Origin of the sequence: Bacillus sp. bc15 (assembly GCF_900142585.1) — a bacterium.
Taxonomy (GTDB): Bacteria; Bacillota; Bacilli; order Bacillales; family Bacillaceae_G; genus Bacillus_A; species Bacillus_A cereus.
In genome coordinates, this window is record NZ_FRBJ01000002.1 from 458,274 (window position 1) to 484,104 (window position 25,831).

Genomic DNA, 25,831 nt, shown 5'->3' on the forward strand with positions numbered 1-25,831 from the left:
ACACATAACCAGATTATTTGTTTCATTTTCGAAACGGGGTGTCTCTGAAAGAGCATATACTGTTTTAAAAAATAAACAATTTCATTTTAAAAAAGATTGCAATTCATTTCACTTGAAAATGGGGTGTCTACGGCAGAAACTTTAGCCGATTTACCGTGCATTTCTTAAATAAATGAGGTGTCTGCGAAACGTAAATTACGATAATGCTTTTTCAATCCCTCTTCAGAAAACAGGAAGCTGAGTCAGCTTCCTGTTTTTCGTGTTTGTTCTCTTATGTAATTATGGTAAAATACGGCTAAGGATATTTGAAAGGATGAGATCAATGAATCATACAGCAGACAATTGTATTTTTTGTAAAATCATTGACGGGCAAATCCCTTGCTCAAAAGTATACGAAGATGAACATGTGCTTGCATTTTTAGATATTAGTCAAGTAACAAAAGGACATACTCTTGTTATTCCGAAAGTTCACAAACAAGACATTTTTGCGTTAACGCCAGAAATCGCATCACACATTTTTTCTGTCGTTCCAAAAATCGCAAATGCGATTAAAGCAGAGTTTAATCCAGTTGGCTTTAACCTACTTAACAATAACGGTGAAAAAGCTGGACAAACTGTGTTCCACTTCCACCTTCATTTAATTCCACGCTACGGTGAAAAAGATGGTTTCGGTGCTGTTTGGAAATCACACCAAAATGAATACACTATGGAAAATTTACAAAACATCGCAAGTACAATTGCAAATAGTGTGAAATAATGACACTATAAGAAGGCGTAATACATAACAAGCCACTTCCCTGAAGTCATCAAATTCCGCATGGCTTGTTTCTTCACTTAAAATGCTCAGGGATGATTGTTTGTGCATAGCACATATAAGAAAGATATGCATATTTTTTCACATCATGAATACGAACAAAAAATAAGGAGGTCTCCTTTTATGTCAAAAGCTAAATCCTTTATTACAGGTGTTATTTGCGGGGGAGCAGTTGCTGGACTAGCCGTTCTTTTCTCAACTCCTTCTTCTGGTAAAGACATGCGCGGCAAGTTAAAAGAAAAAGGAAATGATATTAAAAAGACTTTAGCTGATATTACAGCTGATACGAAATTATTAAAGCGTCAAATTGTTGAAACGGCTTCAGAAGGTAAAGAAGTGTTTCAAGAACTAAAAGATGACATGCAAGACACGCTTTCTAACTGGAAACAAGATATTTCTCAAAACAAGCGCCATATTGAGAAAGAAATTTTGGACATCCAAAAGTCAATTGAGAAACTACAAGAAGCTGTTCCAGAAAAAGCGTAAACAAATTCCTGCTTAGTTTTTTGCATATAACAAATATTTTTTATATAAATTGACCTTGACACGGCATATCGTATAGATATGCCGTGTTTTTATGCATTTACAATATATGTTATCAATTAACATGTAAGGACAACGCATGTATTCACGACTCATAAAACGCTTCCATAGTTATGCATGATTTGTATAGAATGTCATTTTGTTAAAAAATTTTCACAATTCTTACAAAAAGACTTTATTAATTTTTATTTTACTGGCATAATAGATAGTAATGAAAAAGAATGTTAAAGTGGGTGAGTAAATGAAAAGTGGAGAAAAAGATTACTCGGTAAAAGAAGCGATGATTTTCAGCCAACGCATTGCTCAATTATCGAAAGCGTTATGGAAATGTGTAGAGAAAGATTGGCAGCAGTGGATTAAACCTTACGATTTAAATATTAATGAACATCATATTTTAACAATCGCTTATCATTTAAAAGGGGCTTCTATTTCTGAGATTGCTAAGTTTGGAGTTATGCACGTATCAACGGCGTTTAACTTCTCGAAAAAGCTGGAAGAACGCGGCTATCTTGTATTCTCAAAAAAGGAAGATGATAAACGAAATACGTACATTGAAATTACAGACAAAGGGGAAGAATTACTACTTCGCTTAATGGAGGAGTATGATCCTGAAAATAATTCAGTGTTTAATGGGGCTCTTGCACTTCGTAATTTTTATGGGAAGTTCCCAGAAAATATCGAACTGATTGCAATCCTGCGTAATATTTACGGACAAGACTTTATCGATATTTTTGAGAAATCATTAGAAGATATTGAAGAGAACTTTACAGAATCCGATCAAAAGTTAGTTAAGAAATAATCTATTTATTTTTTCGCAATCATGCTTAAGAATTCATTCATAAGCGGCTTAAATAAACCTTGTTTTGCTAGCGCTTCCGCAGTTTCGTGTACTTCGAGCTGATGTGGAAGCGCTTTTTCAAATTGATTTAACAGCGCATCGAACAAAAGAAGCCCTTCAGCTTTCTCCACTACATATTGCTCGTTCAGTTTTTCACAAAGATTTAGTATACGTTCAATATCTTTTTTACGAGCTTTTTTCTTTATGATCAAAGAATAAAATGGACACTTCTCTTCATCAATCATTTTAAATAGTAGGTCTACGTAGTATTCAGCTTGTTCTAATCTTCTAACAACGTCCATTTTCTCCCTCACTTTCTAACACAAAGTCTTCTATTTCTGAATTTTGTAACACGAACAAAATATCGTGTGATACAATATATGTATATGTATTTTAGCCAAAAGGAGGTCTCGCCTCATGACACTTATAACAGTTGTTTTTGTCGCATTCGCACTTCTTGTTATATTTTACACGAATTTCATGACACATACACTGTGTGAACGAAAACAAATAGCTGCGAGCCGCCAGCCCGGTGTCTTTCGGGTTATTAATGTATGTATAACAATTTTATTAATTTCTAGTTATATAGAAATTATATTTCATGGAAAGTGAGGAAGGAAAGCCCCTTCCTCACTTTTTTCCTCTATAAGCAAATTATACCTACAATAACCAATAAAATAAACAGTACAAGTAATAAAATAAGTTGAGAATTCATCCCCATCCCCTCCTCTATTCTGTATATGCGGCATACGCCCAATATGGCACACTTTCAAAATCTGACACGTACTGGTTAATTTTTCTTTATCAATATGAAAACGCGTCGAAATATGATATATTAAATTTTGTACATATTGCTTATACTATAGAACAAAACATTCATCAAAACTTTATCCTCAGCCACGGTAAGCCCTGTTAAGCGCGCTTTACCAATACAAAAAAGCAAAAGTATCAGTGAGACTTAATCGGGCTCTTATGAATTTAAAATTCATCGGTGTAGGATAAATTAAAAATACATAATAGTAGGAGTGTTTATCGAATGAAGAAAGCTATGCTTGCCTTAGCCGCAACAAGTGTAATCGCATTATCAGCATGTGGAACATCATCATCAGACAAAATCGTTACATCTAAAGCTGGTGACATTACAAAAGAAGAATTCTACGATCAAATGAAGACACAAGCTGGTAAACAAGTACTAAACAACATGGTTATGGAAAAAGTACTTATTAAAAACTACAAAGTTGAAGACAAAGATGTAGACAAAAAGTTCGATGAAATGAAAAAACAATACGGTGATCAATTCGATACACTAATGAAACAACAAGGTATTAAAGAAGAAACTATAAAAAATAGTGTACGTGCTCAATTAGCTCAAGAAAAAGCGGTTGAACAATCGATTACTGATAAAGATGTAAAAGCAAAATTCGAGGATTATAAAAAAGAAATTAAAGCAAGTCATATCCTTGTAAAAGATGAGGAAACTGCTAAAAAAGTGAAAGATGAACTTGCTCAAGGTAAATCTTTCGAAGAATTAGCAAAACAATACTCTGAAGATACAGGTTCAAAAGAAAAAGGTGGCGACTTAGGATTCTTCGGACCAGGGAAAATGGTAAAAGAATTTGAAGAAGCAGCTCAAAAGTTGAAAAAAGATGAAGTAAGCGAACCTGTAAAAACACAATTTGGTTACCATATTATTAAAGTAACTGATAATCACGCAGATGCTACTTTCGATAAAGCAAAAGCTGATATTAAAAAATCACTAGCTCAAGAAAAAACGCAAGATGCTCAATTCATGAACGATCTTATGATGAAAGAAATCAAAAAAGCTGACGTAAAAGTTGACGATAAAGATTTAAAAGATCTTTTCAAAGAGCAAAAAGCTGACGATAAAAAAGACGAAAAGAAATAATGAAAAGCTCGGGCTAAGCCCGAGCTTTTTTATATCCCCTCTTCCAGGGGGAAATTGTGTACAGATTGGGTAAATGAAATTACATGATTGACTCTTCGATTCTATAGAAAGGATAACGTCTTTTTCATTTTATGGATAGTGTACAATCTTAGCTAGTTTTACACTATCTTCGTTACCGAAAGTTTATTTTGTCATTCGTTTAACTAAAACCATCTTTTATGCATTTCACTTAAAAACATTTCTGTGATTCTAAATCCTGAACTTTCCCCTATAATAGAGTCAATCCCACAATACGGACAAACTGCTGTGTTATCATCATCCCACCACTCTGTAATTTTTTCTGGATGGAAAATTTCTAAACAATAGAAACAACCACATATAACATCCTTTTCTAAGTGCTTTCTATTACGAGAACAAAAACGATGTGCTTCCTCAAAATATTTTCCCATCAGTATCCCCCTATTCCTGATTGTTTCTATACTTTACTTAGATTATCCTCGGCAAAATTGCAATTATTTCTTACAGAAAAACAAAAAACCCTTGATTCACAACGCGTGGAACCAAGGGTTTATCTCATCATTATTGATTAAATTAAGAAACTATGTTAAATTAGTACAGAAACACGTTTTCTAAAATACACAGAACGTATTTATCCGTATCTTAATTGTACAACAAAACCTTTCTTCAGTCAACCTCTATTTTTCACTTTTAAAGGAGTGCTTACGTATGAACAAAAAACTTGATCTAGAGCAAAAACGATTGGATACCGTAATCGAAACGATTACGCAGCAAATTGATAAGCTGGAAAACGAAACTGGCAGACGCCGGGCAGAAGTAATCAACATCCGTAAACACTTCTGGGATGACGTTAAAGTGAATACAGATACTTTTGATGATTACCTTGAAACAGTTATCAACTTAAGACAACAAGCTCAGTCACTAGCTGTTACACAAATCACCCATAAACACACCTTTAATCGACTTGCCGCGCTGCGACGCATGCAAAAAGCACCTTACTTCGGACGCATCGATTTTACTGAAGAAGGCGAACCTGCCGCAGAACAAATCTATATCGGTGTTTCTACCCTTACTGATGCAAGCGGAGAAAACTTTCTTATTTATGACTGGCGCGCCCCAATTTCAAGTGTTTATTACGACTATCCACCAGGACCGGCTGAATACAACACACCAGGCGGCGTAATTCGCGGTAATGTGGAGAAAAAATTACAATACATTATTCAAAATGGCGAGATTGATTCCATGTTCGATACGAGCCTCACAATCGGTGATGAAATTCTGCAACAAGCGCTCGGAAAAGGTACAAACAAACATATGCAGAGCATCGTCGCTACGATTCAGCGTGAGCAAAATGAAATTATCCGTCACGATGAAGGCCGACTCCTTATCGTTCAAGGAGCTGCTGGTAGTGGTAAAACATCAGCTGCCCTGCAGCGAATCGCCTACTTACTATATAAATATCGCGAATGGCTAAAAGCGGATCAAATTATTCTCTTTTCCCCTAACTCTATGTTCAATAGCTACGTTTCTAACGTACTACCTGAACTCGGTGAAGAAAATATGCAGCAAGTAACATTCCAAGAATATTTAAACCATAGACTAAGTAAGTCATTTGATGTGGAAGATCCTTACGAACAATTAGAATATATGCTAACTGAAACAAATAGCGCAAATTACAAAATTAGAAATGCCAGCATCCGATTTAAAGCATCCACTCAATTTTTCGAAATGATTAAAGCGTACAGACAATCTCTTGAAACTTCAGGCATGCTATTTAGAGGAATGAAATTTAGAGGGAAACTGATCGCCTCAGCTAAAGAAATTACAGAGCAATTTTACAATACTGACTCCTCCCTCCGCTTCCATAGTCGAATTGAGAAGTTAACGGATTGGCTAAATAAACAAATAGATGCACTTGAAAAAGCAGAACTGAAAAAGCCTTGGGTAGAAGAAGAAATTGAATTACTTAGTAAAGATGAATATCAAAAGGCTTATAAATACTTGCAGAAAAAAGGCGAGTTTGACGACAACTCTTTTAATGACTATGAGAAAGAAACGAAAGTCCTGGGACGTATGATTGTCCGCAAAAAATTGAAGCCGCTTCGTAAAGGCGTTCAAACACTGCGCTTCATCAATTTCACAGGAATCTATAAACAAATCTTCACAGACGCATCATGGGTTACTGGAGAAAAACCGAAAGAATGGGATGACATTTGCTCTCTAACGGTGAACATGCTTGATGAAGGAAAGCTATATTACGAGGATGCGACTCCATTTTTACTTTTAAAAGAATTAATTGAAGGCTTCCAAACGAACAGATCGATTAAACACGTACTCGTAGATGAAGCGCAAGATTATTCTCCGTTTCAGTTCGAGTTCTTAAAACGTCTCTTCCCTGCTGCAAGAATGACGGTACTCGGAGACTTTAACCAAGCGATATTTGCCCATGCGAGTGAGGCAGTGAATTTCAATACACTTACTAGCTTATACGGACCAGATGAAACGAACGGTATTAACTTAACTCGTAGCTACCGCTCAACAAAACCGATTATTGAATTTACACGTGCTCTCGTACCGGAAGGGAAGAACATTCACGCCTTTGAACGCGACGGCGAGAAACCTACAGTAACGAAAGTAGCTGATTACAGCGAACTGCACGAGCATATTACTACAAAAGTTACCGAACTACAAAAACAAAATCACAATACAATCGCAATTATATGTAAATCCGCAACTGAAAGCGCCGCTGCATACGAAGCACTCCGTCATATCGAGAATATTAAACTCGTGAAGAGTAACTCAGCCGAGTATGAGCAAGGTATTGTCGTGATCCCTGCTTATTTAGCGAAGGGTATTGAATTTGACGCTGTTATTATTTATGATGCTTCTGAAGATGTATACAGTGATGAGAGCGTACGTAGATTGTTCTACACTGCTTGTACGCGCGCGATGCATGAGTTGCAACTTTATAGTGTTGGCGAGGTTAGTCCTTTTGTGCTTGGGGCTGATTCGGATAGTTTTGAACTTATAACGAAAACACCTTGATAATCATCAAGGTGTTTTTCTCATTCTAAAAGGAATATCTTTACGTCGATATACACTTAACACAATTCCCATTATAAATGCATGAAACAGAGTTGGTATCAATCCGTAGCTAATAAAAGGTAATGATATAGAAACACGTGGTAATATCCCGAGGGTCATGCCAACGTTACAAATAAAATGGATTACAAAAAGAGTCACTCCGCCAACGAGAAGCAATTTACCATAACCATCATTTATTTTATAAGCTATGTTCATTATTCTTACTGCAAAAAGAGAAAGAATCACGACAAGAACTAGCGCAAGTACATATCCATAATAGTAAGTCAAACTTGCAAATACAAAATCAGTATGGGCAGCACGGATAGACTTTATATTTCCATATGTACCAAACCAACCTGCTGAAGACATTGCCTCTTGTAAACGTAAATCCCATTGATCATGCGCTGGATTTATAAATCCTAAAATTCTAGCTATCCGGTATTCTTTTACCGCAGACCAGGAAAATAGATCCCTAACAATAAAGGGTAAAATTGGTAAAATTGTAATGAGCCATGCCGTGTTCTTTCCTAACTTACTCCACCAAAGCATAACGAATACCATCGTAATATAGATGAAAATTGGTAAAAGAATTGATGTAGTTGAAAATAGATATAAAGAAAATACGTATAATATGAGAAGATGCATAAACTTTAACCTACTATTATTGAAAAAAGAAGCCCAAGCTAGAAAGAAGAATGGCATCGTCATTAAACAGTCAATTTTGATGGGGCCAATTTTTATTATTGCTTCCCCAATCACGTAATCAGTCGGAAAACATTTTATCATTAACAAGATAAGTACGCCAATTGTATAAAACATCCACCCAAGTTTCTCTAATCTCCGATAATCAAGTAGCATCATGCCCATAGCTGTTACAACACCGAGAATAACAAATATCACCTTATTCATGAATAAGTCAGCATGTCCAAAAGTTATAATCGGCAAAAACCCTAGCCCCATCGCAGCCACTAATAAACCAATTAAAAACCAATCAACCTTTGGCTTATACAGTTTGTTAAGTTCTTCGCCAAGTTTGACCGGACTTCCCATTTGTTCAACAGCCTTATCTTCAGCAACTTCCTCACTTAATCCTTTATCCATCCACATATTCTTCGCCTGTTTTAAGTGAAAGTCTAGTTCCATCGCCACCAAATCCTTCGCTTCTTTTGATTTAATATGGTTCGTAACTTCTTTTAAAAAACGCTCCCCTTTTTTGTTCAATTTTTTCTCACTCCTGTACTAATCCTTTTAATATAAATCGCGCCTTCGTAGCATTCTTCTCTGCCTTTCGCAGCATCTTGTTTCCTTTATCATTTAATTGATAATATTTAGCTCCCGCGTGATCCCAGCTAGATTGGATAAAGCGATTTTGTTCTAGACGATGTAATAAAGTGTATAGAGACCCTTCACCACCTTCGAATTTTTGAATCCCTCTCCCTCTTAGCAACTGCATCAATTCATAACCCGTTTTTTCATTCATAAGAAGTTGTAACACTGCTAAAAGGATATCTTCTTCCTTTTCGGACGATTGCTTAATTTTTTCGCGCACCTGCTTCTGGTGCTGATCAGAAAAACTCAAATGTTTAAACGTTGTGTTCTCCATTGATTTTCGCAAGCCTTTTAATCGATCTTCCATTTGATTATTCCTCCAATCCTTTCTTCAAAAGCTCCTTCGCTTTTTTCAGTCTCGTTTTTATCGTGTTTTCCTTTACTTCTATTACTGTAGCAATCTCTTTAATTGATAATTCTTCATAATAAAATAGATAAATGACTTCTCGATATTTTATCGGTAAACTCATTACCGCAGAAGCCAACCTACTATCCTCCGCATTTTGAATGACAGTTTGTTCGACACTATCATTTTGAATCCCAATATACGCAAATTCATCCTCTGTAACGATTACCTTTTTGTTATACCAACTTTTTATATAGTCCTTACATTGATTAATCGCAATTCTCCATAACCACGTTTTCACATTCGATTTCCCTTTATATGTATGAAGAGATTTATAACATTTTACAAATATATCTTGCGTTACATCCTCCGCAATCTCTTTATTATTCACATATGAATACACAAGCTGCAGGACTTCTTGCCCATACTTGTTCATTATTTCGTCGATAAGTTCCTCCTTATCTTCTATTTCAAACGCTTCTATCGTTAATTCATCCACATCATTTCCTCCTTCCCATATATTAGACGACGCACTGTATGGAAAAGTTTTATAAATACATAAAAAAATACGGATGGTAATGTCCATACCGTTTTTTTATGAATATTTATTTACTTCTTGTCCCCTGACACTAATGCTCTGCTTAAAAACTAGGAATTTTCATCCATATATCTTGTTCCCTATTTTAAAACATAATACAATGAATACGTAACTTAATAAGCTATAACTAGTAGGTGTGGTAATCATCTCTTCCATTTTGAAAAAAGGGGGAGGTGATAATATGATCGCGATGTTTGTAATTAAATTAGTGTATGGTATCCTAACCGGAGCTGGCGTTGTCATCGGTAGAAGATACTTCGGTCCATGGCTAATTTCTGTATACAAAAAAGCGAGAACCACCCTGCTTCGTGGAAAAGGTAAGGGCGGTTCTCGGCTAAAACGTTAATGTAATTGTCTTATAACCGCACCTACTACCACCACAATAGCAAGTTAGGTTACAAAGGCAGAAGTTTCTCAGGTTTCTGTCTTTTTTATTTTATGCAAAATTCACACTAAATACTCTATCATCATTGTAACACATTTTATTTATTTTTAGTCAAGAGAAAAAATCACCTAAAAGGCTCCCCTTCAGGTGGTTCTCTATTTTACGCTAACGCAGCTGCCTGCTCTTGTTGATCTAGACTTTTTCTAGTTCAGCTGTGCCGCTCTCATCATTTATAGCACCAATAAAGACGGATTATGGACCCGCTTCATAACAGTAGGATTAAACAAGGAACAACACCTATTACGAATATAAAAAATCCTCTCACTACATAGTACCTATGTTTTCAGCGATACTCTATTACCATCAAATTAAATTTGTATAATTTAAACTACAGAATAGCGAGCTAATTTTCAAATATCTTCTTTCGCATAACCCTAAATTTATTATCCAGTTGCATTATGCTTATAAATAAAAGATATCCTACCGACGCACCGAGCATATTTATAGCAATCCGCCACACATCAAAAACATCAGACAAAGTTAGTAAATGTAATATCTCCCAAACAAGAAAGGTCATAACATACCACTTACGAGCTTTCTTATAGTTAGTCACTTTATTAATCAGCACTGGAACGAAAAATCCGAATGGAACTACTAATATTATATGTTGTAAAACGCTTAACCAATAAGTTGAGTTTCCCCAAGGACCTGGATGTGCAATAAAATCTTTAACTTGCCAAAGTGTTATTCCAAAAAGTTGTAATAACGTTTCTAAATCAGATATATGTAAAAATTGCTGCCAAAATTCAATGGGATGATAGACAGTCCCACCACCTGTCAAACTGCGAACAGAGTCAAATGTAGAAGTTGAAATAAACGTTCCTAAAAAGACAATAAAACAAATGATTATATAAGGAATACATAAAATTTTTGATAATACCTTTAATGGCCTAGGAACTTCGTATACCGATTTATTAATCTCTACGCCAATAACTTTTGATTCTCCAAAACTTTGAATCGCTTTATAAATCGCTTCTTTTTCATTCATACCTTGTTCCATATATTCTTCTTTCAAGCTGTTCAAGTGATCATACATTTCTAGAAATAACTCATCCTGTTCAATATCACTAAGTTCTGAATAGGCTAAAATAGACTTAATATACTCATCAAATTCACTCATAAATAACTCCTTTCTGACAAGCTTGAATTAATGCTGTTACACTCTCCCAAGAGTTCACTTTCTTCTGCAATTCTTTTTTCCCTTTATCTGTAATAGTATAGAATTTCCTTTTCATCCCATTCTCAGATTCATTCCAATAAGATTCAAGAAACTCCTTTTTCTCTAATCGCTTTAAAGCAGGATACAAAGTTCCCTGTCCCATACTATACAAATCTTCACTTGCATCCTTTAAACTTTGAGCTATTTCGTAGCCGTATGTATCACGTTTTGCAATGATAGAAAGTAATAAAATATCTATACTTCCCTTCAAGATTTCTTTGTCCAACAATACCACCACCTTATATACATAGTATAACAACATATGTCGTTATACAACATAGTTAGAAAAATAACCCATAAAAAAACCACCTAAAGGCTCCCCTTCAGGTGGTTCTCTATTTTATGCTAACGCAGCTGCCTGTTCTTGTTGATCTACAGGAATTACAGCGTCTGTTAGTGCTTTTTCTAGTTCAGCTGTATATTTCATTTGTTCTTCTTTGCTCCAGCCTAGTTTCGCAGCCATGTAGTTGATTACTGCTTCTTTCCACTCGTATACCCAGTGGATGTTGAAGAATACAGCGCCTCTGCGGCGTACGAAGAAGTCAACTGGTTTTGCTGTCATTTCGTAATCCATTGCGTATACAAGTGGGATTAGAACTTCAAGCGGCATGTTGTATTCTTTCGCTTCTTCTTTATGTTTTTTCGCTAAGTCGAACAGTACATCAACGTTAGAGCCGTAGAATTTCGCGAACTCTTCTGCTTGTACTTTCGTTAAACCAGATTTTGTACCTTCGTCTGCTTTTTTCGCAACAAATGCTGGGAATCCGTGTGAACCATCTACATGTCCACCAGAGATTGGCATATGTTTCGTATCGCTCTTCGGATATGCGCTATGACCTTCTTTTTGTAGTAAGTTCGTTACGTAATCTACTACCATTTCAGCCATTTTACGGTATCCTGTTAATTTACCACCTGCGATTGTAATTAAACCAGATTCAGAAGTCCAAATTTCATCTTTACGAGAAATTTCAGATGCATTCTTACCTTCTTCATAAATTAACGGACGTACACCAGCCCAGCTTGATTCAATGTCTTTCTCTGTAATTTTCACGCTTGGGAACATGTAGTTAATCGCATTAATGATGTATGTGCGATCTTCTGTTGTCATTTGTGGTACAGCTGCGTCTTTATCATAGAACGTATCTGTTGTACCTACGTATGTTTTTCCTCCGCGAGGAATCGCGAACACCATACGTTTATCTGGTGTATCGAAGTAAATTGCTTGCCCGAGTGGGAAACGTTTTTGATCAATTACTAAGTGAACACCTTTTGATAACTGAAGTACTTTTCCTTTTTTCGAGTTATCTTTTTCACGAAGTGTATCTACCCAAGGACCAGCTGCGTTTACAATTTTCTTACCGTAAACTTCATATACTTCACCGTCTAGTAAATCGATTACACGTACACCGCATACTTTTCCATCTTTATATAAGAAACTGTCTACTTTTGCGTAGTTAACAGCTTTCGCACCATGCTCAATTGCTTCTTTCATTACTTCAATTGTAAGACGCGCATCGTCTGTACGATATTCTACGTAGTAACCGCCGCCTTTTAATCCTTCTTTTTTTACAAGAGGCTCTTTGTTTAGCGTTTCTTCACGGTTAAACATCTTTCTGCGCTCGCTTCGTTTTACACCTGCTAAGAAGTCGTATACACGAAGACCAATTGATGTACTAAATGATCCGAACGTACCGCCTGTATGGAACGGAAGTAACATCCACTCTGGTGTTGTTACATGGGGACCGTTCTCATATACGATCGCACGCTCTTTACCCACCTCTGCTACCATTTTCACTTCAAGTTGTTTTAAATAACGTAGACCACCGTGTACAAGCTTCGTTGAACGACTTGATGTACCTGCTGCAAAGTCCTGCATTTCAAACACAATTGTTGATAACCCGCGTGTTGCTCCATCTAATGCAATACCAGAACCAGTAATACCTCCACCAATTACGATCACATCTAACTCTTGTTTATTTACTCCGTTTAATACGTCTTTACGTTGTTTACTTGAAAATTTCATGGTAATTCCTCCCTTTGATAACGAAAAAAGAGACCACAAACTCCGCTATAGATTTCGCCTCTATAGCGCGTTGTGGTCTCTCCAAATCTCCTACCGAATTATTAACTTGTCACCATTATAACACTGTTTATGATTATTTGAAAGCTTTTGTTGCTTCAATTGCTTTTTTCCATCCAGCATATAGCTCTTCGCTTGTTTCCGCTTCCATCGTTGGTTCAAAGCGTTTGTCCATATGCCACTGTGATTTAATTTCATCTTGGTTTTTCCAATATCCAACCGCAAGACCAGCTAAGTATGCTGCACCTAAAGCTGTCGTTTCGTTGATCACTGGACGCTCTACAGGAACATCTAAAATATCACTTTGGAACTTCATTAAGAAGTTATTTTTAACCGCTCCGCCATCAACGCGTAATGTTTTCAGTTCAATACCTGAATCTGCTTCCATTGCGCATAATACATCTTTCGTTTGGTAAGCTAAAGATTCTAGCGTTGCACGAATGAAATGCTCTTTCGTCGTACCGCGTGTTACACCAAACATAGCGCCGCGTACTTCACTATCCCAATAAGGTGTTCCTAGTCCAACGAATGCTGGTACAACGTATACACCGTCAGTTGATTCAACGCGAGAGGCATATACTTCACTCTCACTTGCATCTTTAAACATGCGCATTCCGTCACGTAACCACTGAATCGCAGAACCTGCTACGAAAATACTTCCTTCTAATGCGTAGTTCACTTTACCATCTATTCCCCATGCAATTGTTGTTAATAGACCGTGCTCAGAAGCTACTGCTTTTTCACCTGTGTTCATTAACATAAAGCAACCAGTTCCGTAAGTGTTCTTCGCCATACCTTCACCGAAACAAGCTTGTCCAAATAAAGCTGCTTGTTGGTCACCAGCTACACCTGCAATCGGTACATTTTGACCGAAGAAGTGGTAATCAATTGTTTCTCCATATATTTCAGATGATGGACGTACTTCTGGAAGCATACTCTTTGGTACTGTTAACATGTCTAGAAGCTCATCATCCCACTGTAAGTCGTGAATGTTAAACATTAACGTACGTGATGCGTTTGAGTAATCTGTTACGTGTGCTTTACCACCAGATAGTTTCCATACAAGCCATGAATCAATTGTTCCGAATAATAGATCCCCGTTTTCTGCTTTCTCTCTTGCACCTTCAACGTTATCTAAAATCCACTTTACTTTCGTTCCAGAGAAGTATGCATCAATTAAAAGACCTGTTTTTTCGCGAACCATTTCGCTATAACCTTTTTCTTTTAACTCATCACAAATTTCAGCTGTTTGGCGAGATTGCCATACGATTGCGTTGTAAATTGGTTTACTAGTTGTTTTATCCCATACAACCGTTGTTTCACGTTGGTTCGTAATACCGATACCAGCGATTTGTTCTGGTTTTACATCTGCTTCGCTTAAGCAAGTTGCGATAACTGCTAAAATAGATCCCCAAATTTCTTGCGCATTATGCTCTACCCAGCCCGGCTTTGGAAAATGTTGTGTAAACTCTTTTTGAGCTGAATGAACAATTTCACCTTTTTTATTGAATAAAATTGCACGTGAGCTTGTTGTTCCTTGGTCTAATGAAAGAATATATTTTTTCATATCGGTTTCCCCCTTATGCTACTTTTCTACTATTTGTATTGCTTCCGCTTTTTTTACTTGTCATATAAGAGATTGCTAGTACAATCACAGTTGCGATAATCACATAAATAAGTGCTGAATTTTGTTTTCCTTCAAATACAACTTGATGGAATAAACCTGCAAGTGATCCACCTAAAATTGGACCTACTACTGGAATCCATGCATACTTCCAGTTTGAACCGCCTTTTCCTGCAATCGGAAGGAAGAAGTGTGCGATACGCGGACCTAAATCACGTGCTGGGTTAATTGCGTATCCTGTTGTCCCACCTAATGATAAACCAATACTTACAATTAAGAAACCTACGATAAATGGATTTAATCCATCTGCAAATTTATTTGCACCAATTGCTAATATACCAAATACTAAAACGAATGTTCCAATCATTTCACTTAAAAGGTTTGCAAATGTGTTCGGAATTGCTGGACCTGTTGCAAATACACCTAACTTTGTTCCTGGATCTTCTGTTTCTTTCCAGTGTGGTAAGTAATGTAAATATACGATAACTGCCCCGATAATTGCCCCAATCATTTGTGCTACGATATAACCTGGTACGTCACTCCATGGGAACGCTCCCTTAAATGCTAGTCCTATCGTTAAAGCTGGATTCAAATGTGCCCCACTAATTGATCCAACCGCATACGCTGCAACCGCTACTGCTAAGCCCCAGCCCATTGTAATAACAATCCAACCTGAATCTTTCGCAAACGATTTCTTTAAACTTACACCAGCACAAACGCCGCCACCAAGTACGATTAACAACGCAGTCCCTATTAACTCTCCTAAAAATGCTGACATAGTATCCCTCCACAATCAATTTAAACGCTTCCAAATGTGATAGAGGTAAAATGAATGGCCATTCGTTTTTGTCAAAAGAAAAAGACCCACAGCTTTGCACGCTTCTATATAAATTTATATAGAAACAATGAAATGTGGATCTCTTCTTTTCTCCGTCACGTTTATTAACTTGTCTATAATGTTAACCTCTTATGAAAGCGGTGTCAACAGAATTTTTTCACATTTTCGTCACTTTTTTTGGTAATGTTTCCATAGTTCGCGTTTTGACGTCGTAATCGCTGTCGCACCAGCGTTTAAAGCTCTTTCCACATCTTCTACAGTACGAATAAAACCACCTGCTAAAATCGGTACACCAGTACGCTCTTTCACTTCAGCGATAATATCCGTCATTGCTCCTGGAAGCACCTCAATATAATCCGGTTTCGTCTTATCTAAAAGATTGCAGCTCTTCTCCATCGCACTCGAATCGATTAAAAAGATGCGTTGTATTGCCACAACACCTTTTTGCTTCGCCTTCATAATAACGCTCGCCTTTGTCGAAAGTAACCCGTACGGTCTAAACTCCTGACATAAATATTCCGTCGCATGCCCATCACTCTGCAAGCCATGAATTAAATCCACATGTAAAAACACCTTTTTACAATATTGCTTCGCAAGTGATATAACACTCTTCAATTGGCCGACATGAATATCTAAAATAACGATGTATTCATACGAACTATGTAATAGCTTTTCCAAATCTTTAATTTGCCTCACTGCCGGCAAAATCTTCTGTTCATGAAATTCCATTCTCTATATCCCCTTCTTTATGTCATCCTATCCTTTATAGTACACAATTTAAGTGAAAAGAACAGCTAGTGTAGGGGATTTCTTTCAAATCTTTCCTCTATTTATATATTTTCTTCAACTTATCCGATCCCATACCACCTATAATCATGAATGCAAAGGGCAAAAGATTCATTACATATGGCGCATCTGCTACAATTGTAATACTTGCTCCTGCAAACTTATTTAGCATCCATACAACGATTTTTGCAATAAACAAAAATACTCCTATCATAAATAGACTATCAAAAAACACCTTCCATTTTGGATACGCCAATTGCTTACTATCTTCAATTACTTTCTGCGTCAATTCTTCATCACTCCTTAGCAGTTCATCAATTGTAATACCGAACAGATCACTTAAATGAATAATAATTTCAATGCTCGGATAGTTCTTTCCCGTCTCCCATTTCGAAACAGATTGCCTGCTCACATGAAGTTTTTCAGCCAAATCATTTTGCGACCAATTTCTTTTTCCCCTTTCTTCTTTTAAACGCTCACTAAAAATCATACTGTGTTTATCACCTCTCTATACCCATTATGTTCAAATAAATGATGAAGAGTAAAGCTAGTTATCGTTGCATTTCCTGCGCAACTTATGCGTTACAGCTTATAATGGCGCTCTTTTATATGTATCTCCCCTATACTATGCTCCAATAATAATTTCCCGAACAATAATACAAAGAACGGATACTAATAAAGACTAGATTAGGCATAAAAAATACGCCATCCCTTCTTATCAGTCTCCAGAAAGAATAACGCAAATTTTCATTTTTACTCATCATTTTTCGGACTATATGAAAACCCCGGATATTTCACAACAGGCCTCTTCTCCTTACGCAGGGAATCCATTACTTGCGGGCCAACATGTATATTACTCTCCACTATTTCTTTAGGAGTCAGTGCCATCCATTGATTTAACGATACATCTTCAAAACGATTACTTCTGAACATCTCTAAAAACCATAATGTTTCGGTACCTGTATTTTGAATATAATGCCCCGTCGCAAACGGTACATATCCGACATCGCCAGCTCTATAATCAAATGTACGAGCGGTACCATTTCCAAGAAACACAGTCATTCTCGCTTCCCCTGTCAAATAATATTGCCATTCATCATTATTCGGGTGCCAATGAAGTTCTCTCATTCCACCAGGCTCAACCTCAACGAGCGCTGCTGCGATTGTTTTGGAAATAGGGAAATTTGTAGAATCTACAATTCGAACGCTACCACCAGGCGTCTTAATCGGCTTTTGTTTTAACAATTCATGTTTAAATGTTAAAGGAACTTCTCCTTTCGGCGATTGAATTTCCTGACTTTCAAGCGAACCTGGCACCTCTCCTTGATAAATATAAACTTGATCTGAAGGGATAGAACGAAAAGCACTCTCAGGCACTCCGAAATTAGCCGACAACACTTCTTTTGGCGTATGCGCAAACCAATCGGAAATAGCTAAAGTAGATAAATCAGAAAAATGCCCATCATCGAAAACGAGTAGAAATTCACAATGTTCCAATCCTTGAATGGAATGCGGAATACCAGGCGGAAAATACCAAAGATCACCTGGTCCAACATCAGCAATAAAATTCCGTCCATTTTGATCAACAGCCGTTATGCGCGCCCGTCCTAAAAGCATATACGCCCATTCCGCTTCTTTATGCCAATGTAGTTCTCGTACTCCACCGGCCGTTAAACTCATATTTACTCCCGCAATCGTCGTCGAAACCGGTAGTTCCCGAGCAGTAATCTCCCGAGACCACCCGCCTTGTTTCAAAATCATAGAAGTGTCCGAAAATGAAAACTTCAAGTTAGGAACTAACCCTGCATCCGTTATAGGCGGAACAAGCATATTCGGATTTTGAATATCCCGCATAACATTACGAGGTCCAGAATCAATCGCACCTGCTCCGTCGCTGCGGATTGGTTGTGGCACATTCCCTCCCGCTTCATTAACAGTACGTTTCTTCATGATTACACTCCTTTTTCATCCGATTAGTAAGTAAAAAGCCTCCATCATAGTGTATGAATTGGGCTTTGGATGGTTACAGTTACTATGTAGTTACATTATCTTCCTATCATTATCGTTTTGTTCATTTCTCAACTTATACTAGTATGGACAGCGTCTGGAAAGATAATGAAGAAATTAAATTAAAACTAATAAAAAACCCTGTAAAATTTATTACAGAGTTTTTCACCAATTATTTATTGTTTTACATATCGAATACGAACATTATCGTCCATTTGATAAATTTGTAATGTGTTTCCATAACTAATTCCTAACTCTTCACTTGCACCAACTGCACTTACAAATACCCCTTTAAATACTTTATTTTTAGTTGGTTTTACTACCAATACTCTTCGCTGCTTCTTCAAACAGTTTTGAACCTTCTTGTGCTTTACTTACTGATTGATGCATTTTACTTTCGTCTTCTTGATCTAATGCATCAAATAGAAGTTGAAAACAATCCGCATATAGTTCCATCGACTGCTTTATCTTCGCCTGTTCTCCCTGTAACTCAGGAGGCGCTTGTAGATTCTTCAGTTTCGTTGCAGTTGCCTTTGCTCCACCTAAACTCAGTTGTACTTCACTTTTCTTTTGTTTGTATGATTTTACGTCTGAATCTGCTATTCCTTCAATTAATTTCATTGTATCTTCAATTTGAGTAGCACTATTTATGATATCTGCCTTGTACCTTTCAACATCTGAACCAGTTACCTTACCAGTTGAAGAACTAGAAGAAGTTGAATTATTTGAAGAAGAATTTGGTTGACTACTTGATGAACTACTGTTTGTACCTTCACCTTTCGCTACAGACAAGCTATCCTCTTTCTTGCCATCAGTTGACTTACTCTCTTTTTCAGAAGTCTTATTCTCTTTCTCTACCTTTTGCGTTTCTTCTTTCTTTGGTTCAGCTTTCTTACCATCAGTTTCAATTGTAATACAACCACTCAATAACATAACTGGTAATGCTAAACTTACTAATTTCTTTGCTTTCATGATTACTAATACCCCTTTATTTGTAAAATGTAGTGCAAACAAGTTAATATACTTAACTAATAAATTTCCCCCGAATAATTTATTAAAATATACTATCCATAGATTTCCTGTATATTCATAATCTTTCAATATATATATATCGTTTTACAAATAATTACATATTCGATCAAAGGGATTTATGTAGTCTTTAAAAGGAAATTTACTAAACGAAAAGAAAATTTTAACAACAATGAAAAGAAGCTAACAATAAATTGTTAACTTCTCAACCGAAAGTAAAATACTATCTTTCCTTATCTTCTAATATCTAGGTTGTGATTGAATATTTGTAAGATGAACATCAAACATATCAATGATTTCAAGAAATCTATCAGCTTCACGGAAAACATGGTCTGCTAATAAGGGATGAATGATACTCTTTATTTTACATTGCTCAATTAAATCACGTGCTGTTTTCTTAAAATCCCGAAGAGATGCAACCGACACACGATTTTGATCTAAAAATTGATCTAAAAGAGGGGCTGTTTGGGATTGTGGTTTCATAGATTCTAAGTCAATTGCTTGATACATCAATTCATCAAAATCATTGCTAAAATTCCGCGCTGTATCTACAAGCTTTCTTTCCGATGGATCAAGAAGATGGCCAATAAATTTAGCATGGTCTGCCATAATCCGTAAAAAGAAAACATTTTCTTTAATAATAGCATCAGGAAGCGCATCTAATTTACCTTCATTTAATTGTATTAAACGTTTTCTAAAATAATCAGCTTCCCTACTTGTATGGTCAACTAAAAGTGGAAAGTTATTTTGTCCTGGCAATTTACATGTGAGAATTAATCCTAAAATTTTTCTTTTAAATCCCCAAATATTAGTTGCGGCTTGTTGTACTTCTGCATTAAATCTTTTTATTTGCTCAGGATCTGTTTCATTTGTATAGGAATGCGCTATTTGTTCAATATGTTCAAACAATCGATAAAATTGATTCGCCTCTTCGATTAGTTGAGTATCCTCGCACCTAAATCCTAAACGAAGAAAAAAAGAATGCTCCTTCATGATTCTAGACCAAAAACGAATTTCATTTAATGAACGCTCAACAAACATTACAGATGTAACACCTGTATCCGGATGTAATGAAGTTTCATCCCTATGCATTGTTAATCCCCCCCAGTAAAATCCCCACTAGTTCCATTCTTATGAGTAAAAAAATATATAAATACCATCAATAAAAGTTTATGATGACTCTCTTATACATGTAAAATTAAACTAATATAACCTTAGCTTGATGAACATATACTGCTCCCGCAGAAGAAAAAAAGCTACCACCGAGATGTAAAATCCTACTAGGTGGTAACCTTTCAAAATTTCTATTAAAGCAATACCGAATCTTTATCACTTTCCTGATTACGTTTCTCACGCTCTTCTTCTAAACGCTTCATATATACTTCGCCTTCTTTTTCAATAAACTCATTATCCATATCTTGCTCTTTTTTCGAAGTATATAAAACCATGTAGCCACTTAGTACAATCCCGACAATTACAAGATACACCCACCATGGTAAAGTTTCCAAATCACTTCATTCCTTTCCTTAGACAAGCCTTATTATTTTCACTCTATGAGGAAAGAAGTGGATTTATACCTAAATTTTTATTGTGGATGCTTCGCGAAAAATGCTTGTACATATTCCATAAACTCAATTGGTTCCTGACGAAACGGTGCGTGGTATCCTTTTTCAATAATATGAAACGTACTATTTGCAAATAGCCCATGATACAGTTCACCATTTTTCCAAGAAACGCTCTTATCGTGTCGTCCCCATATAATTAAAGTCGGCACCTTAATCTTATCGGCTTCCATCGCGATGCGGCGCTCTCTCATTTTCGTAAGCTGATCATAATGCTCTTTATCATCACGACTATTTTTCACTTCATTTTTATTATACTTCGTAATCTCGGTTACAGTTTGTAAGTCCGTCGATAGCGGTGGTACTTCATAACTTTCTTTTTGCTGGAAAGACTCTATCCCTGTAGCATCCGCCAAGATGAGATGCGTTACTGCATCCGGATATAAATACGCTAAATTGAGGGACATCTCTCCGCCCATCGAATGGCCAAGCACCGCAAACTGATCGTATCCGAGCTTCTTCATTAACTTATAATATAAATTCACTTGCGCAGGAAACGAATACTGAAAATCAACTGGCTTAGAAGAACGCCCAAACCCTAAAATATCAACCGCAATAATCGTATGGTCTCGCGCTAGTTCCGGATAAATATCACTAAACCCATCAGAAGAACCACCAAACCCATGCAACATGAGTAACGGCGGTTTTCCCTCACCAATTTGCTTAAAATAAATCGTCTGCCCATCAATTTGCGCCATACTCTCTTTCGTATTCAGCTTCATCATAACAGTATCTTTCACTTCTTCAACCTTCGCAATCGGCTTATCAACGAAGTTACATACGATAAGCAAAACAAGCACAATACCGCTAATCAAATAAAACTTAAACCGTTTCAAAGTTCCCGTCTCCTTCCTCTTGTTGTTATTTAAAGTTTTTACATTTTTTGGTTATTTTATGTTCTCTTTTTAATTGTAACTAAAACAGTTACAATTATACTAAAAAAATATAACTCATTTCTGTTACTAATGGTTATTCTGTAACCATTATAGTTACATATTTAAAGTAAGTCAATTCTTTTCTCTACATGACCTGAAAATAGAAAAAGGGACTTCATGTTGAAGTCCCTTTCTTTGTTATTATAGTTGGCTTACTCCGCCGTCGCCTCTATTATCTGCTGGTGCTCCTCCTGTGTCTCCAATGTTAACGTAGTCTGGTCTTGCTGGTGCCCCTCCTGTGTCTCCTATATTAACGTAGTCTGGTCTTGCTGGTGCTCCTCCTGTGTCTCCTATATTTACAGCTTGATTTGTAAAAGAACTATTGAACCCAATTGATAATACCCCTACTAATGCAGTCCCAACAATAGCCAAACGAAATTTCTTCATTATTTTAACGCTCCCTTTTCCAATATATTTTTTTGAGCCTTATTATTCATATAAAAATATTTACTTGCCTTAACATGATCATCAAATTCATAAAATTTCAGTGCTAAAATTTCAGTGTATTCTTGAATACAATCCCATAATCTTTCTCTCTCAAAATAAGAAAGTCCTTCTAAAATTACATCTTCAATAATTGATACTGAAGATTTTCCATTGAGTTCTTTCAAAATTTTAAACCGATGTTGAAATTCTTTTTCTCCTAAATCAACACAAATATTTAAACCTTTTTCAACAATTGGATTCGCTAAATTATATTGTCCTAATTTGTAATGTTCATGTGCTTCTACAAACAAGGCTTTAAAGTGTTCTGGGTAATTTTTGGTCACCTCAGATATATGACGAATCGCTAATTCTGAAAGATTTTGACTAGCATAAAGCCAAGCTAAATTATGCCGAACCATTAGCATATATTTTTTTTGATCTGCTTTTTGCAATACTTCCATAGCAGAATTAAAGTTTTCTTCCGCTAATTCATAGTGATCTATGTCTACACAACATAGTCCAAAAGCATTTTCACATAATCCTACTTTTATTTCATAGCCTGGATATTGTAAAAATGCTGCTTTTGCCCTATTCAAGTAATCTATTGCATGAACTTGGTCATATTTTTGATAATAGAAATTCCCCATCCGATAATTAAACTCCGCATGTTCTATCGGATCGGCAATATATTTCAATAACTTCTCAGCTTGCTCATACTGTTCTTTCGCTTCATTATAATTTGAAATTAATGTGCAATGAAACCCTTTAAAAAAGTGATAGTAATAAGCTAGAACACCTTCTGTTGGAATTTCGAAAGATTCCACTTTATCAAAACTATCTTCTCTAACTGAAATCCAATCAACTAATGCATCATATCTAAAATTCAACAACGCATGATAAAGCAATACATCCTGATCCACGTCCAACCCACTAATCTTACTTTCAATCTCCTCTTTCATTTCCGTGGCCTTCTCTATGTTTTGCTGTAACATTACACGATACCAATCATCTAAAGAATGTTTCATTTGCTCCCGCGTTACTACATCTGCTCCCATACACTCGCATCTCCTTTTCTCAAACTTACAAAATTAGTATTTTTATACAATTATCAAAATTGTATATTACCACTCCTTTTCTATGCATTGAAAAATAATTATCAGAAAATTTAATATTTTGATTAATTATACCAAAGTTTTCCTTTTTAATAACTTGAGAAACAATTGTCAGAAAACTTACTAGGATAAATAAAAAGCAAGCAGTTCCAGCACTCCGCTAAAACTACTTGCTCTCCTACTTACTATCTCTATTTTTACTCTTTAATAAATTCCTTCGTACTTCTCACTGTATCAATTGGACGAACTAATTTTTCAATTTCTTCACGTTTTGGCTCTAGGAATGGAGGTAAAGATAATTTTTCACCAAGTGTTTCGTATGGCTCATCTCCCATAAATCCTGGGCCATCTGTTGCGAATTCAAATAAAATTTGTGGTGCAACTCTTGCATATAATGATTCGAAGAAGTGACGGTTTACATATCCAGATGAAGGAAGTCCTACGCTACTGATTCTCTCAATCCATTCTTCTAATACAGCGCGATCTTCTACGCGGAATGCCGCATGGTGCACTGTACCAAAACCTTGTTGTGCTTCAGGAAGAACTGTATTATGTTCTACAATAACAGATGCACCGTTTCCGCCTTTGTTCACTTCAAATAAATAGAATTCCCCTTCTTGCGCAACCTCTTTAAATAATAGAACTTTTTCTAACACTTCTTTGAAGAAGCTAAAGTTTGCAATACGGATAAATACAGGTCCTAAACCAGTGATTGCATATTCTAATGGTACTGGCCCGTTTTGCCACGGTGTACCTGATTCGATTCCTTTATCTAATTCATCAGAGATTAATTGATATTGTTGGTCATCAAAATCAATGAAAGATAGAGTTTTCTTACCAAATTGCTCTTTAATTCCTGTATGTTCTACTTCAAGACGGTCAAAGCGTTTCACCCAATACTCTAATGCTGCATCAGTCGGAACACGGAATGAAGTTTTTGAAATTTCATTTGTACCGTGTACACCTTTCGGAACACCTGGGAAATCAAAGAATGTCATATCTGTTCCTGCACTACCTTTATCATCTGCAAAGAATAAATGGTACGTTTGAATATCATCTTGGTTTACTGTTTTCTTAACTAAACGCATTCCTAAAACGTGAGTGAAAAACTCATAGTTCTTTTCTGCACTACTTGTAATCGCTGTAACGTGGTGAATTCCTTTTAATTGGTTCATTTTATATTCCTCCAATGTTTTTTAATTTATATTTTCTCTCCTATTACTTCTCTTCAATAGGTGCTAAATTCGCTTCAATCTCTGCACGCTGATCTTCTAAGAACGGTGGTAAATCAAGTTTTTCTCCTAAATGTTCCACATCTCCATCAACTGTAAATCCTGGTCCATCTGTCGCAATTTCAAAAAGGATTCCGTTTGATTCACGGAAATATAAGCTTTTAAAGTAGAAACGGTCGATGATTCCTGAAGAATGGAAGCCTCTTTGTTTCACCTGTTCTTCCCAATAAGCAAGCTCTGCATCGTTTTTCACGCGAATTGCTAAATGGTGAATGCTACCGCGGCCCGGTTTTTCAGTAGGACCATCTAAATATTTCACAACGATTTCTCCAAAAGCCTCTCCTTTAATGGACTGGAAAATTGCTTCTTGATCATTTCGGCTAACCTCTGTATAACCAAACATCTCTGTAAGTGTACTCGACATTTTATCAAGTCTACGAACTGTCATTTCCACAGAACCCATTCCTTGAATTTGATGCTCTGCAGGAACTTCTGATTTCTCCCAAGTTTCCCAGTGCTCTACTTTTTCTCCGTTTGAAACGAGTAATACTAAGCGAAGACCTTCAGCATCCTCAAATTGCAAAGCAGGACGATTTGCATATGTTGTTATTTCACTATGTTTCACATCAAATTTCTCAAATCGTTCTTTCCAGTAATGTAAGCTATCCTCTGAAGGAACGAGCAATCCAATTCGAGTAATTGCATTTGTACCACGATATGTTCTTCCTACTAAAGGAATTTCAAAAAATGATAATTCCGTACCTGGACTTCCTGTTTTATCCCCATAAAATAGGTGGTACATTGACGGATCATCTTGGTTTACTGTCATTTTCACACGACGTAAGCCAAGCACGTTTTTATAAAAGTGATTATTTTCATTTGCATTTTTCGTAACCATTGAAATGTGATGATGCCCTTTAATTTCATACATTGGTTATTCCTCCGTTTCGTTTTACTAGTCAAGTGATAACTAAAAAAATAACATTTCCCACAACTAATA

General features: G+C 36.2%; 30 protein-coding genes. 7 read left to right on the forward strand and 23 right to left on the reverse strand.

Annotation, left to right across the window (positions count from 1 at the left end; all coding sequences use genetic code 11):
* Positions 1 to 322 precede the first annotated feature (322 nt).
* From BUA87_RS12190 to BUA87_RS12200, 3 genes are all read left to right on the forward strand, one after another.
* Positions 323 to 757: an HIT family protein gene (locus BUA87_RS12190; RefSeq protein WP_001016835.1), complete on the forward strand. Its 435-nt coding sequence runs from the start codon at positions 323 to 325 to the stop codon at positions 755 to 757.
* A gap of 180 nt (positions 758 to 937) precedes the next feature.
* Positions 938 to 1,300: a YtxH domain-containing protein gene (locus BUA87_RS12195; protein ID WP_000030302.1), complete on the forward strand. Its 363-nt coding sequence runs from the start codon at positions 938 to 940 to the stop codon at positions 1,298 to 1,300.
* Positions 1,301 to 1,598: 298 nt separating this feature from the next.
* Positions 1,599 to 2,156 carry an HTH-type transcriptional regulator Hpr gene (locus BUA87_RS12200; RefSeq protein ID WP_000834924.1) on the forward strand — a complete coding sequence of 186 codons (558 nt, stop codon included), beginning with the start codon at positions 1,599 to 1,601 and terminating at the stop codon, positions 2,154 to 2,156.
* A gap of 5 nt (positions 2,157 to 2,161) precedes the next feature.
* Here BUA87_RS12200 and BUA87_RS12205 read toward each other — a convergent pair whose 3' ends face one another.
* Entirely contained in the window at positions 2,162 to 2,497 is a 336-nt protein-coding gene (locus tag BUA87_RS12205) for a DUF1878 family protein (RefSeq protein ID WP_000383657.1), read from the reverse strand.
* 115 nt (positions 2,498 to 2,612) lie between these two features.
* Between BUA87_RS12205 and BUA87_RS12210 the strand changes: the two genes are divergently transcribed.
* Positions 2,613 to 2,807 carry a hypothetical protein gene (locus BUA87_RS12210; RefSeq protein ID WP_000172690.1) on the forward strand — a complete coding sequence of 65 codons (195 nt, stop codon included), beginning with the start codon at positions 2,613 to 2,615 and terminating at the stop codon, positions 2,805 to 2,807.
* A 31-nt stretch (positions 2,808 to 2,838) separates the two neighbouring features.
* On the opposite strand, the gene BUA87_RS32155 is transcribed toward BUA87_RS12210, so the two are convergent.
* A complete protein-coding gene (locus BUA87_RS32155; protein WP_002023459.1) occupies positions 2,839 to 2,952 on the reverse strand; it encodes a hypothetical protein in 114 nt (37 codons plus the stop codon).
* Between the two features lie 279 nt (positions 2,953 to 3,231).
* Here BUA87_RS32155 and prsA point away from each other — a divergent pair, with 279 nt between their 5' ends.
* A complete protein-coding gene (prsA, locus tag BUA87_RS12215; protein WP_065228422.1) occupies positions 3,232 to 4,101 on the forward strand; it encodes a peptidylprolyl isomerase PrsA in 870 nt (289 codons plus the stop codon).
* Between the two features lie 203 nt (positions 4,102 to 4,304).
* On the opposite strand, the gene BUA87_RS12220 is transcribed toward prsA, so the two are convergent.
* Entirely contained in the window at positions 4,305 to 4,550 is a 246-nt protein-coding gene (locus tag BUA87_RS12220) for a hypothetical protein (protein WP_000521398.1), read from the reverse strand.
* Positions 4,551 to 4,827: 277 nt separating this feature from the next.
* Here BUA87_RS12220 and helD point away from each other — a divergent pair, with 277 nt between their 5' ends.
* The gene (helD, locus tag BUA87_RS12225) at positions 4,828 to 7,164 is read left to right on the forward strand and encodes an RNA polymerase recycling motor HelD (protein WP_072939779.1); all 2,337 of its coding nucleotides are present in this window, start codon (positions 4,828 to 4,830) and stop codon (positions 7,162 to 7,164) included.
* 6 nt (positions 7,165 to 7,170) lie between these two features.
* Here helD and BUA87_RS12230 read toward each other — a convergent pair whose 3' ends face one another.
* The 3 genes from BUA87_RS12230 to BUA87_RS12240 are packed head-to-tail and all read right to left on the reverse strand — an operon-like array spanning position 7,171 to position 9,377.
* Positions 7,171 to 8,424 carry an FtsW/RodA/SpoVE family cell cycle protein gene (locus tag BUA87_RS12230; protein ID WP_072939782.1) on the reverse strand — a complete coding sequence of 418 codons (1,254 nt, stop codon included), beginning with the start codon at positions 8,422 to 8,424 and terminating at the stop codon, positions 7,171 to 7,173.
* 7 nt (positions 8,425 to 8,431) lie between these two features.
* Complete coding sequence (locus BUA87_RS12235) at positions 8,432 to 8,839, reverse strand: PadR family transcriptional regulator (protein ID WP_000390151.1); 408 nt, start codon at positions 8,837 to 8,839, stop codon at positions 8,432 to 8,434.
* Between the two features lie 4 nt (positions 8,840 to 8,843).
* Positions 8,844 to 9,377: a sigma-70 family RNA polymerase sigma factor gene (locus tag BUA87_RS12240; protein WP_000344008.1), complete on the reverse strand. Its 534-nt coding sequence runs from the start codon at positions 9,375 to 9,377 to the stop codon at positions 8,844 to 8,846.
* A 280-nt stretch (positions 9,378 to 9,657) separates the two neighbouring features.
* Between BUA87_RS12240 and BUA87_RS31325 the strand changes: the two genes are divergently transcribed.
* On the forward strand, positions 9,658 to 9,822 hold the full coding sequence (locus BUA87_RS31325; RefSeq protein ID WP_000561150.1) for a hypothetical protein: 165 nt from the start codon (positions 9,658 to 9,660) through the stop codon (positions 9,820 to 9,822).
* A gap of 442 nt (positions 9,823 to 10,264) precedes the next feature.
* Here the strand turns inward: BUA87_RS31325 and BUA87_RS12245 are convergent, their stop codons facing one another.
* The 17 genes from BUA87_RS12245 to BUA87_RS12320 form a co-directional block, all read right to left on the reverse strand.
* Positions 10,265 to 11,041 carry a VanZ family protein gene (locus BUA87_RS12245; protein WP_001288377.1) on the reverse strand — a complete coding sequence of 259 codons (777 nt, stop codon included), beginning with the start codon at positions 11,039 to 11,041 and terminating at the stop codon, positions 10,265 to 10,267.
* Entirely contained in the window at positions 11,034 to 11,366 is a 333-nt protein-coding gene (locus BUA87_RS12250) for a PadR family transcriptional regulator (protein WP_000356630.1), read from the reverse strand. The genes BUA87_RS12245 and BUA87_RS12250 overlap by 8 nt, the downstream gene beginning before the upstream one ends.
* Positions 11,367 to 11,480: 114 nt before the next feature.
* Complete coding sequence (glpD, locus tag BUA87_RS12255) at positions 11,481 to 13,163, reverse strand: aerobic glycerol-3-phosphate dehydrogenase (RefSeq protein ID WP_000672829.1); 1,683 nt, start codon at positions 13,161 to 13,163, stop codon at positions 11,481 to 11,483.
* Positions 13,164 to 13,296: 133 nt separating this feature from the next.
* Positions 13,297 to 14,787, reverse strand: a complete 1,491-nt coding sequence (gene glpK, locus BUA87_RS12260) for a glycerol kinase GlpK (RefSeq protein WP_000760007.1) — start codon at positions 14,785 to 14,787, stop codon at positions 13,297 to 13,299.
* 13 nt (positions 14,788 to 14,800) lie between these two features.
* Complete coding sequence (gene glpF, locus BUA87_RS12265; RefSeq protein ID WP_001272200.1) at positions 14,801 to 15,622, reverse strand: glycerol uptake facilitator protein GlpF; 822 nt, start codon at positions 15,620 to 15,622, stop codon at positions 14,801 to 14,803.
* Positions 15,623 to 15,850: 228 nt separating this feature from the next.
* Positions 15,851 to 16,411 (reverse strand): glycerol uptake operon antiterminator GlpP, encoded by a 561-nt coding sequence (glpP, locus tag BUA87_RS12270; RefSeq protein ID WP_000394286.1) that lies wholly within the window; start codon positions 16,409 to 16,411, stop codon positions 15,851 to 15,853.
* A 97-nt stretch (positions 16,412 to 16,508) separates the two neighbouring features.
* A complete protein-coding gene (locus BUA87_RS12275) occupies positions 16,509 to 16,958 on the reverse strand; it encodes a helix-turn-helix domain-containing protein (protein ID WP_071713734.1) in 450 nt (149 codons plus the stop codon).
* Positions 16,959 to 17,221: 263 nt separating this feature from the next.
* The gene (locus BUA87_RS12280) at positions 17,222 to 18,418 is read right to left on the reverse strand and encodes an oxalate decarboxylase family bicupin (protein WP_000747514.1); all 1,197 of its coding nucleotides are present in this window, start codon (positions 18,416 to 18,418) and stop codon (positions 17,222 to 17,224) included.
* A 233-nt stretch (positions 18,419 to 18,651) separates the two neighbouring features.
* Complete coding sequence (locus BUA87_RS31330; RefSeq protein WP_000260576.1) at positions 18,652 to 18,801, reverse strand: hypothetical protein; 150 nt, start codon at positions 18,799 to 18,801, stop codon at positions 18,652 to 18,654.
* On the reverse strand, positions 18,782 to 19,447 hold the full coding sequence (locus BUA87_RS12285) for a DUF7018 domain-containing (lipo)protein (RefSeq protein ID WP_072939785.1): 666 nt from the start codon (positions 19,445 to 19,447) through the stop codon (positions 18,782 to 18,784). The genes BUA87_RS31330 and BUA87_RS12285 overlap by 20 nt, the downstream gene beginning before the upstream one ends.
* Positions 19,448 to 19,744: 297 nt before the next feature.
* Positions 19,745 to 20,596: a DUF2935 domain-containing protein gene (locus BUA87_RS12290; RefSeq protein WP_000554478.1), complete on the reverse strand. Its 852-nt coding sequence runs from the start codon at positions 20,594 to 20,596 to the stop codon at positions 19,745 to 19,747.
* A 215-nt stretch (positions 20,597 to 20,811) separates the two neighbouring features.
* Positions 20,812 to 21,012, reverse strand: a complete 201-nt coding sequence (locus BUA87_RS12295) for a sporulation YhaL family protein (RefSeq protein ID WP_000449225.1) — start codon at positions 21,010 to 21,012, stop codon at positions 20,812 to 20,814.
* A gap of 77 nt (positions 21,013 to 21,089) precedes the next feature.
* Positions 21,090 to 21,962: an alpha/beta fold hydrolase gene (locus BUA87_RS12300; RefSeq protein WP_000819465.1), complete on the reverse strand. Its 873-nt coding sequence runs from the start codon at positions 21,960 to 21,962 to the stop codon at positions 21,090 to 21,092.
* Between the two features lie 240 nt (positions 21,963 to 22,202).
* A complete protein-coding gene (locus BUA87_RS12305) occupies positions 22,203 to 22,448 on the reverse strand; it encodes a Phr family secreted Rap phosphatase inhibitor (RefSeq protein WP_000714518.1) in 246 nt (81 codons plus the stop codon).
* Entirely contained in the window at positions 22,448 to 23,542 is a 1,095-nt protein-coding gene (locus tag BUA87_RS12310) for a response regulator aspartate phosphatase (protein ID WP_000500591.1), read from the reverse strand. Before BUA87_RS12310 ends, BUA87_RS12305 begins: the two co-directional genes overlap by 1 nt.
* Before the next feature lie 254 nt (positions 23,543 to 23,796).
* On the reverse strand, positions 23,797 to 24,774 hold the full coding sequence (locus tag BUA87_RS12315; protein ID WP_072939788.1) for a ring-cleaving dioxygenase: 978 nt from the start codon (positions 24,772 to 24,774) through the stop codon (positions 23,797 to 23,799).
* A gap of 43 nt (positions 24,775 to 24,817) precedes the next feature.
* Entirely contained in the window at positions 24,818 to 25,762 is a 945-nt protein-coding gene (locus BUA87_RS12320) for a ring-cleaving dioxygenase (protein WP_000272974.1), read from the reverse strand.
* Positions 25,763 to 25,831: the final 69 nt, after the last annotated feature.

Bases quoted from the DNA above. Each gene is read 5' to 3' on its own strand.
- glpP (WP_000394286.1), bottom strand. From the start codon at position 16,411: ATGGAATTTCATGAACAGAAGATTTTGCCGGCAGTGAGGCAAATTAAA.
- BUA87_RS12235 (WP_000390151.1), bottom strand. From the start codon at position 8,839: ATGGAAGATCGATTAAAAGGCTTGCGAAAATCAATGGAGAACACAACG.
- BUA87_RS12310 (WP_000500591.1), bottom strand. From the start codon at position 23,542: ATGGGAGCAGATGTAGTAACGCGGGAGCAAATGAAACATTCTTTAGAT.
- BUA87_RS12290 (WP_000554478.1), bottom strand. From the start codon at position 20,596: ATGCATAGGGATGAAACTTCATTACATCCGGATACAGGTGTTACATCT.
- BUA87_RS12220 (WP_000521398.1), bottom strand. From the start codon at position 4,550: ATGGGAAAATATTTTGAGGAAGCACATCGTTTTTGTTCTCGTAATAGA.
- glpF (WP_001272200.1), bottom strand. From the start codon at position 15,622: ATGTCAGCATTTTTAGGAGAGTTAATAGGGACTGCGTTGTTAATCGTA.
- BUA87_RS12195 (WP_000030302.1), top strand. From the start codon at position 938: ATGTCAAAAGCTAAATCCTTTATTACAGGTGTTATTTGCGGGGGAGCA.
- BUA87_RS12275 (WP_071713734.1), bottom strand. From the start codon at position 16,958: ATGATTTTTAGTGAGCGTTTAAAAGAAGAAAGGGGAAAAAGAAATTGG.
- BUA87_RS12200 (WP_000834924.1), top strand. From the start codon at position 1,599: ATGAAAAGTGGAGAAAAAGATTACTCGGTAAAAGAAGCGATGATTTTC.
- helD (WP_072939779.1), top strand. From the start codon at position 4,828: ATGAACAAAAAACTTGATCTAGAGCAAAAACGATTGGATACCGTAATC.
- BUA87_RS12305 (WP_000714518.1), bottom strand. From the start codon at position 22,448: ATGAAGAAATTTCGTTTGGCTATTGTTGGGACTGCATTAGTAGGGGTA.
- glpD (WP_000672829.1), bottom strand. From the start codon at position 13,163: ATGAAATTTTCAAGTAAACAACGTAAAGACGTATTAAACGGAGTAAAT.
- BUA87_RS12210 (WP_000172690.1), top strand. From the start codon at position 2,613: ATGACACTTATAACAGTTGTTTTTGTCGCATTCGCACTTCTTGTTATA.
- BUA87_RS31325 (WP_000561150.1), top strand. From the start codon at position 9,658: ATGATCGCGATGTTTGTAATTAAATTAGTGTATGGTATCCTAACCGGA.
- BUA87_RS12315 (WP_072939788.1), bottom strand. From the start codon at position 24,774: ATGAACCAATTAAAAGGAATTCACCACGTTACAGCGATTACAAGTAGT.
- BUA87_RS12320 (WP_000272974.1), bottom strand. From the start codon at position 25,762: ATGTATGAAATTAAAGGGCATCATCACATTTCAATGGTTACGAAAAAT.
- BUA87_RS12190 (WP_001016835.1), top strand. From the start codon at position 323: ATGAATCATACAGCAGACAATTGTATTTTTTGTAAAATCATTGACGGG.
- BUA87_RS12280 (WP_000747514.1), bottom strand. From the start codon at position 18,418: ATGAAGAAACGTACTGTTAATGAAGCGGGAGGGAATGTGCCACAACCA.
- glpK (WP_000760007.1), bottom strand. From the start codon at position 14,787: ATGAAAAAATATATTCTTTCATTAGACCAAGGAACAACAAGCTCACGT.
- BUA87_RS12245 (WP_001288377.1), bottom strand. From the start codon at position 11,041: ATGAGTGAATTTGATGAGTATATTAAGTCTATTTTAGCCTATTCAGAA.
- BUA87_RS12285 (WP_072939785.1), bottom strand. From the start codon at position 19,447: ATGAAAGCAAAGAAATTAGTAAGTTTAGCATTACCAGTTATGTTATTG.
- BUA87_RS12205 (WP_000383657.1), bottom strand. From the start codon at position 2,497: ATGGACGTTGTTAGAAGATTAGAACAAGCTGAATACTACGTAGACCTA.
- prsA (WP_065228422.1), top strand. From the start codon at position 3,232: ATGAAGAAAGCTATGCTTGCCTTAGCCGCAACAAGTGTAATCGCATTA.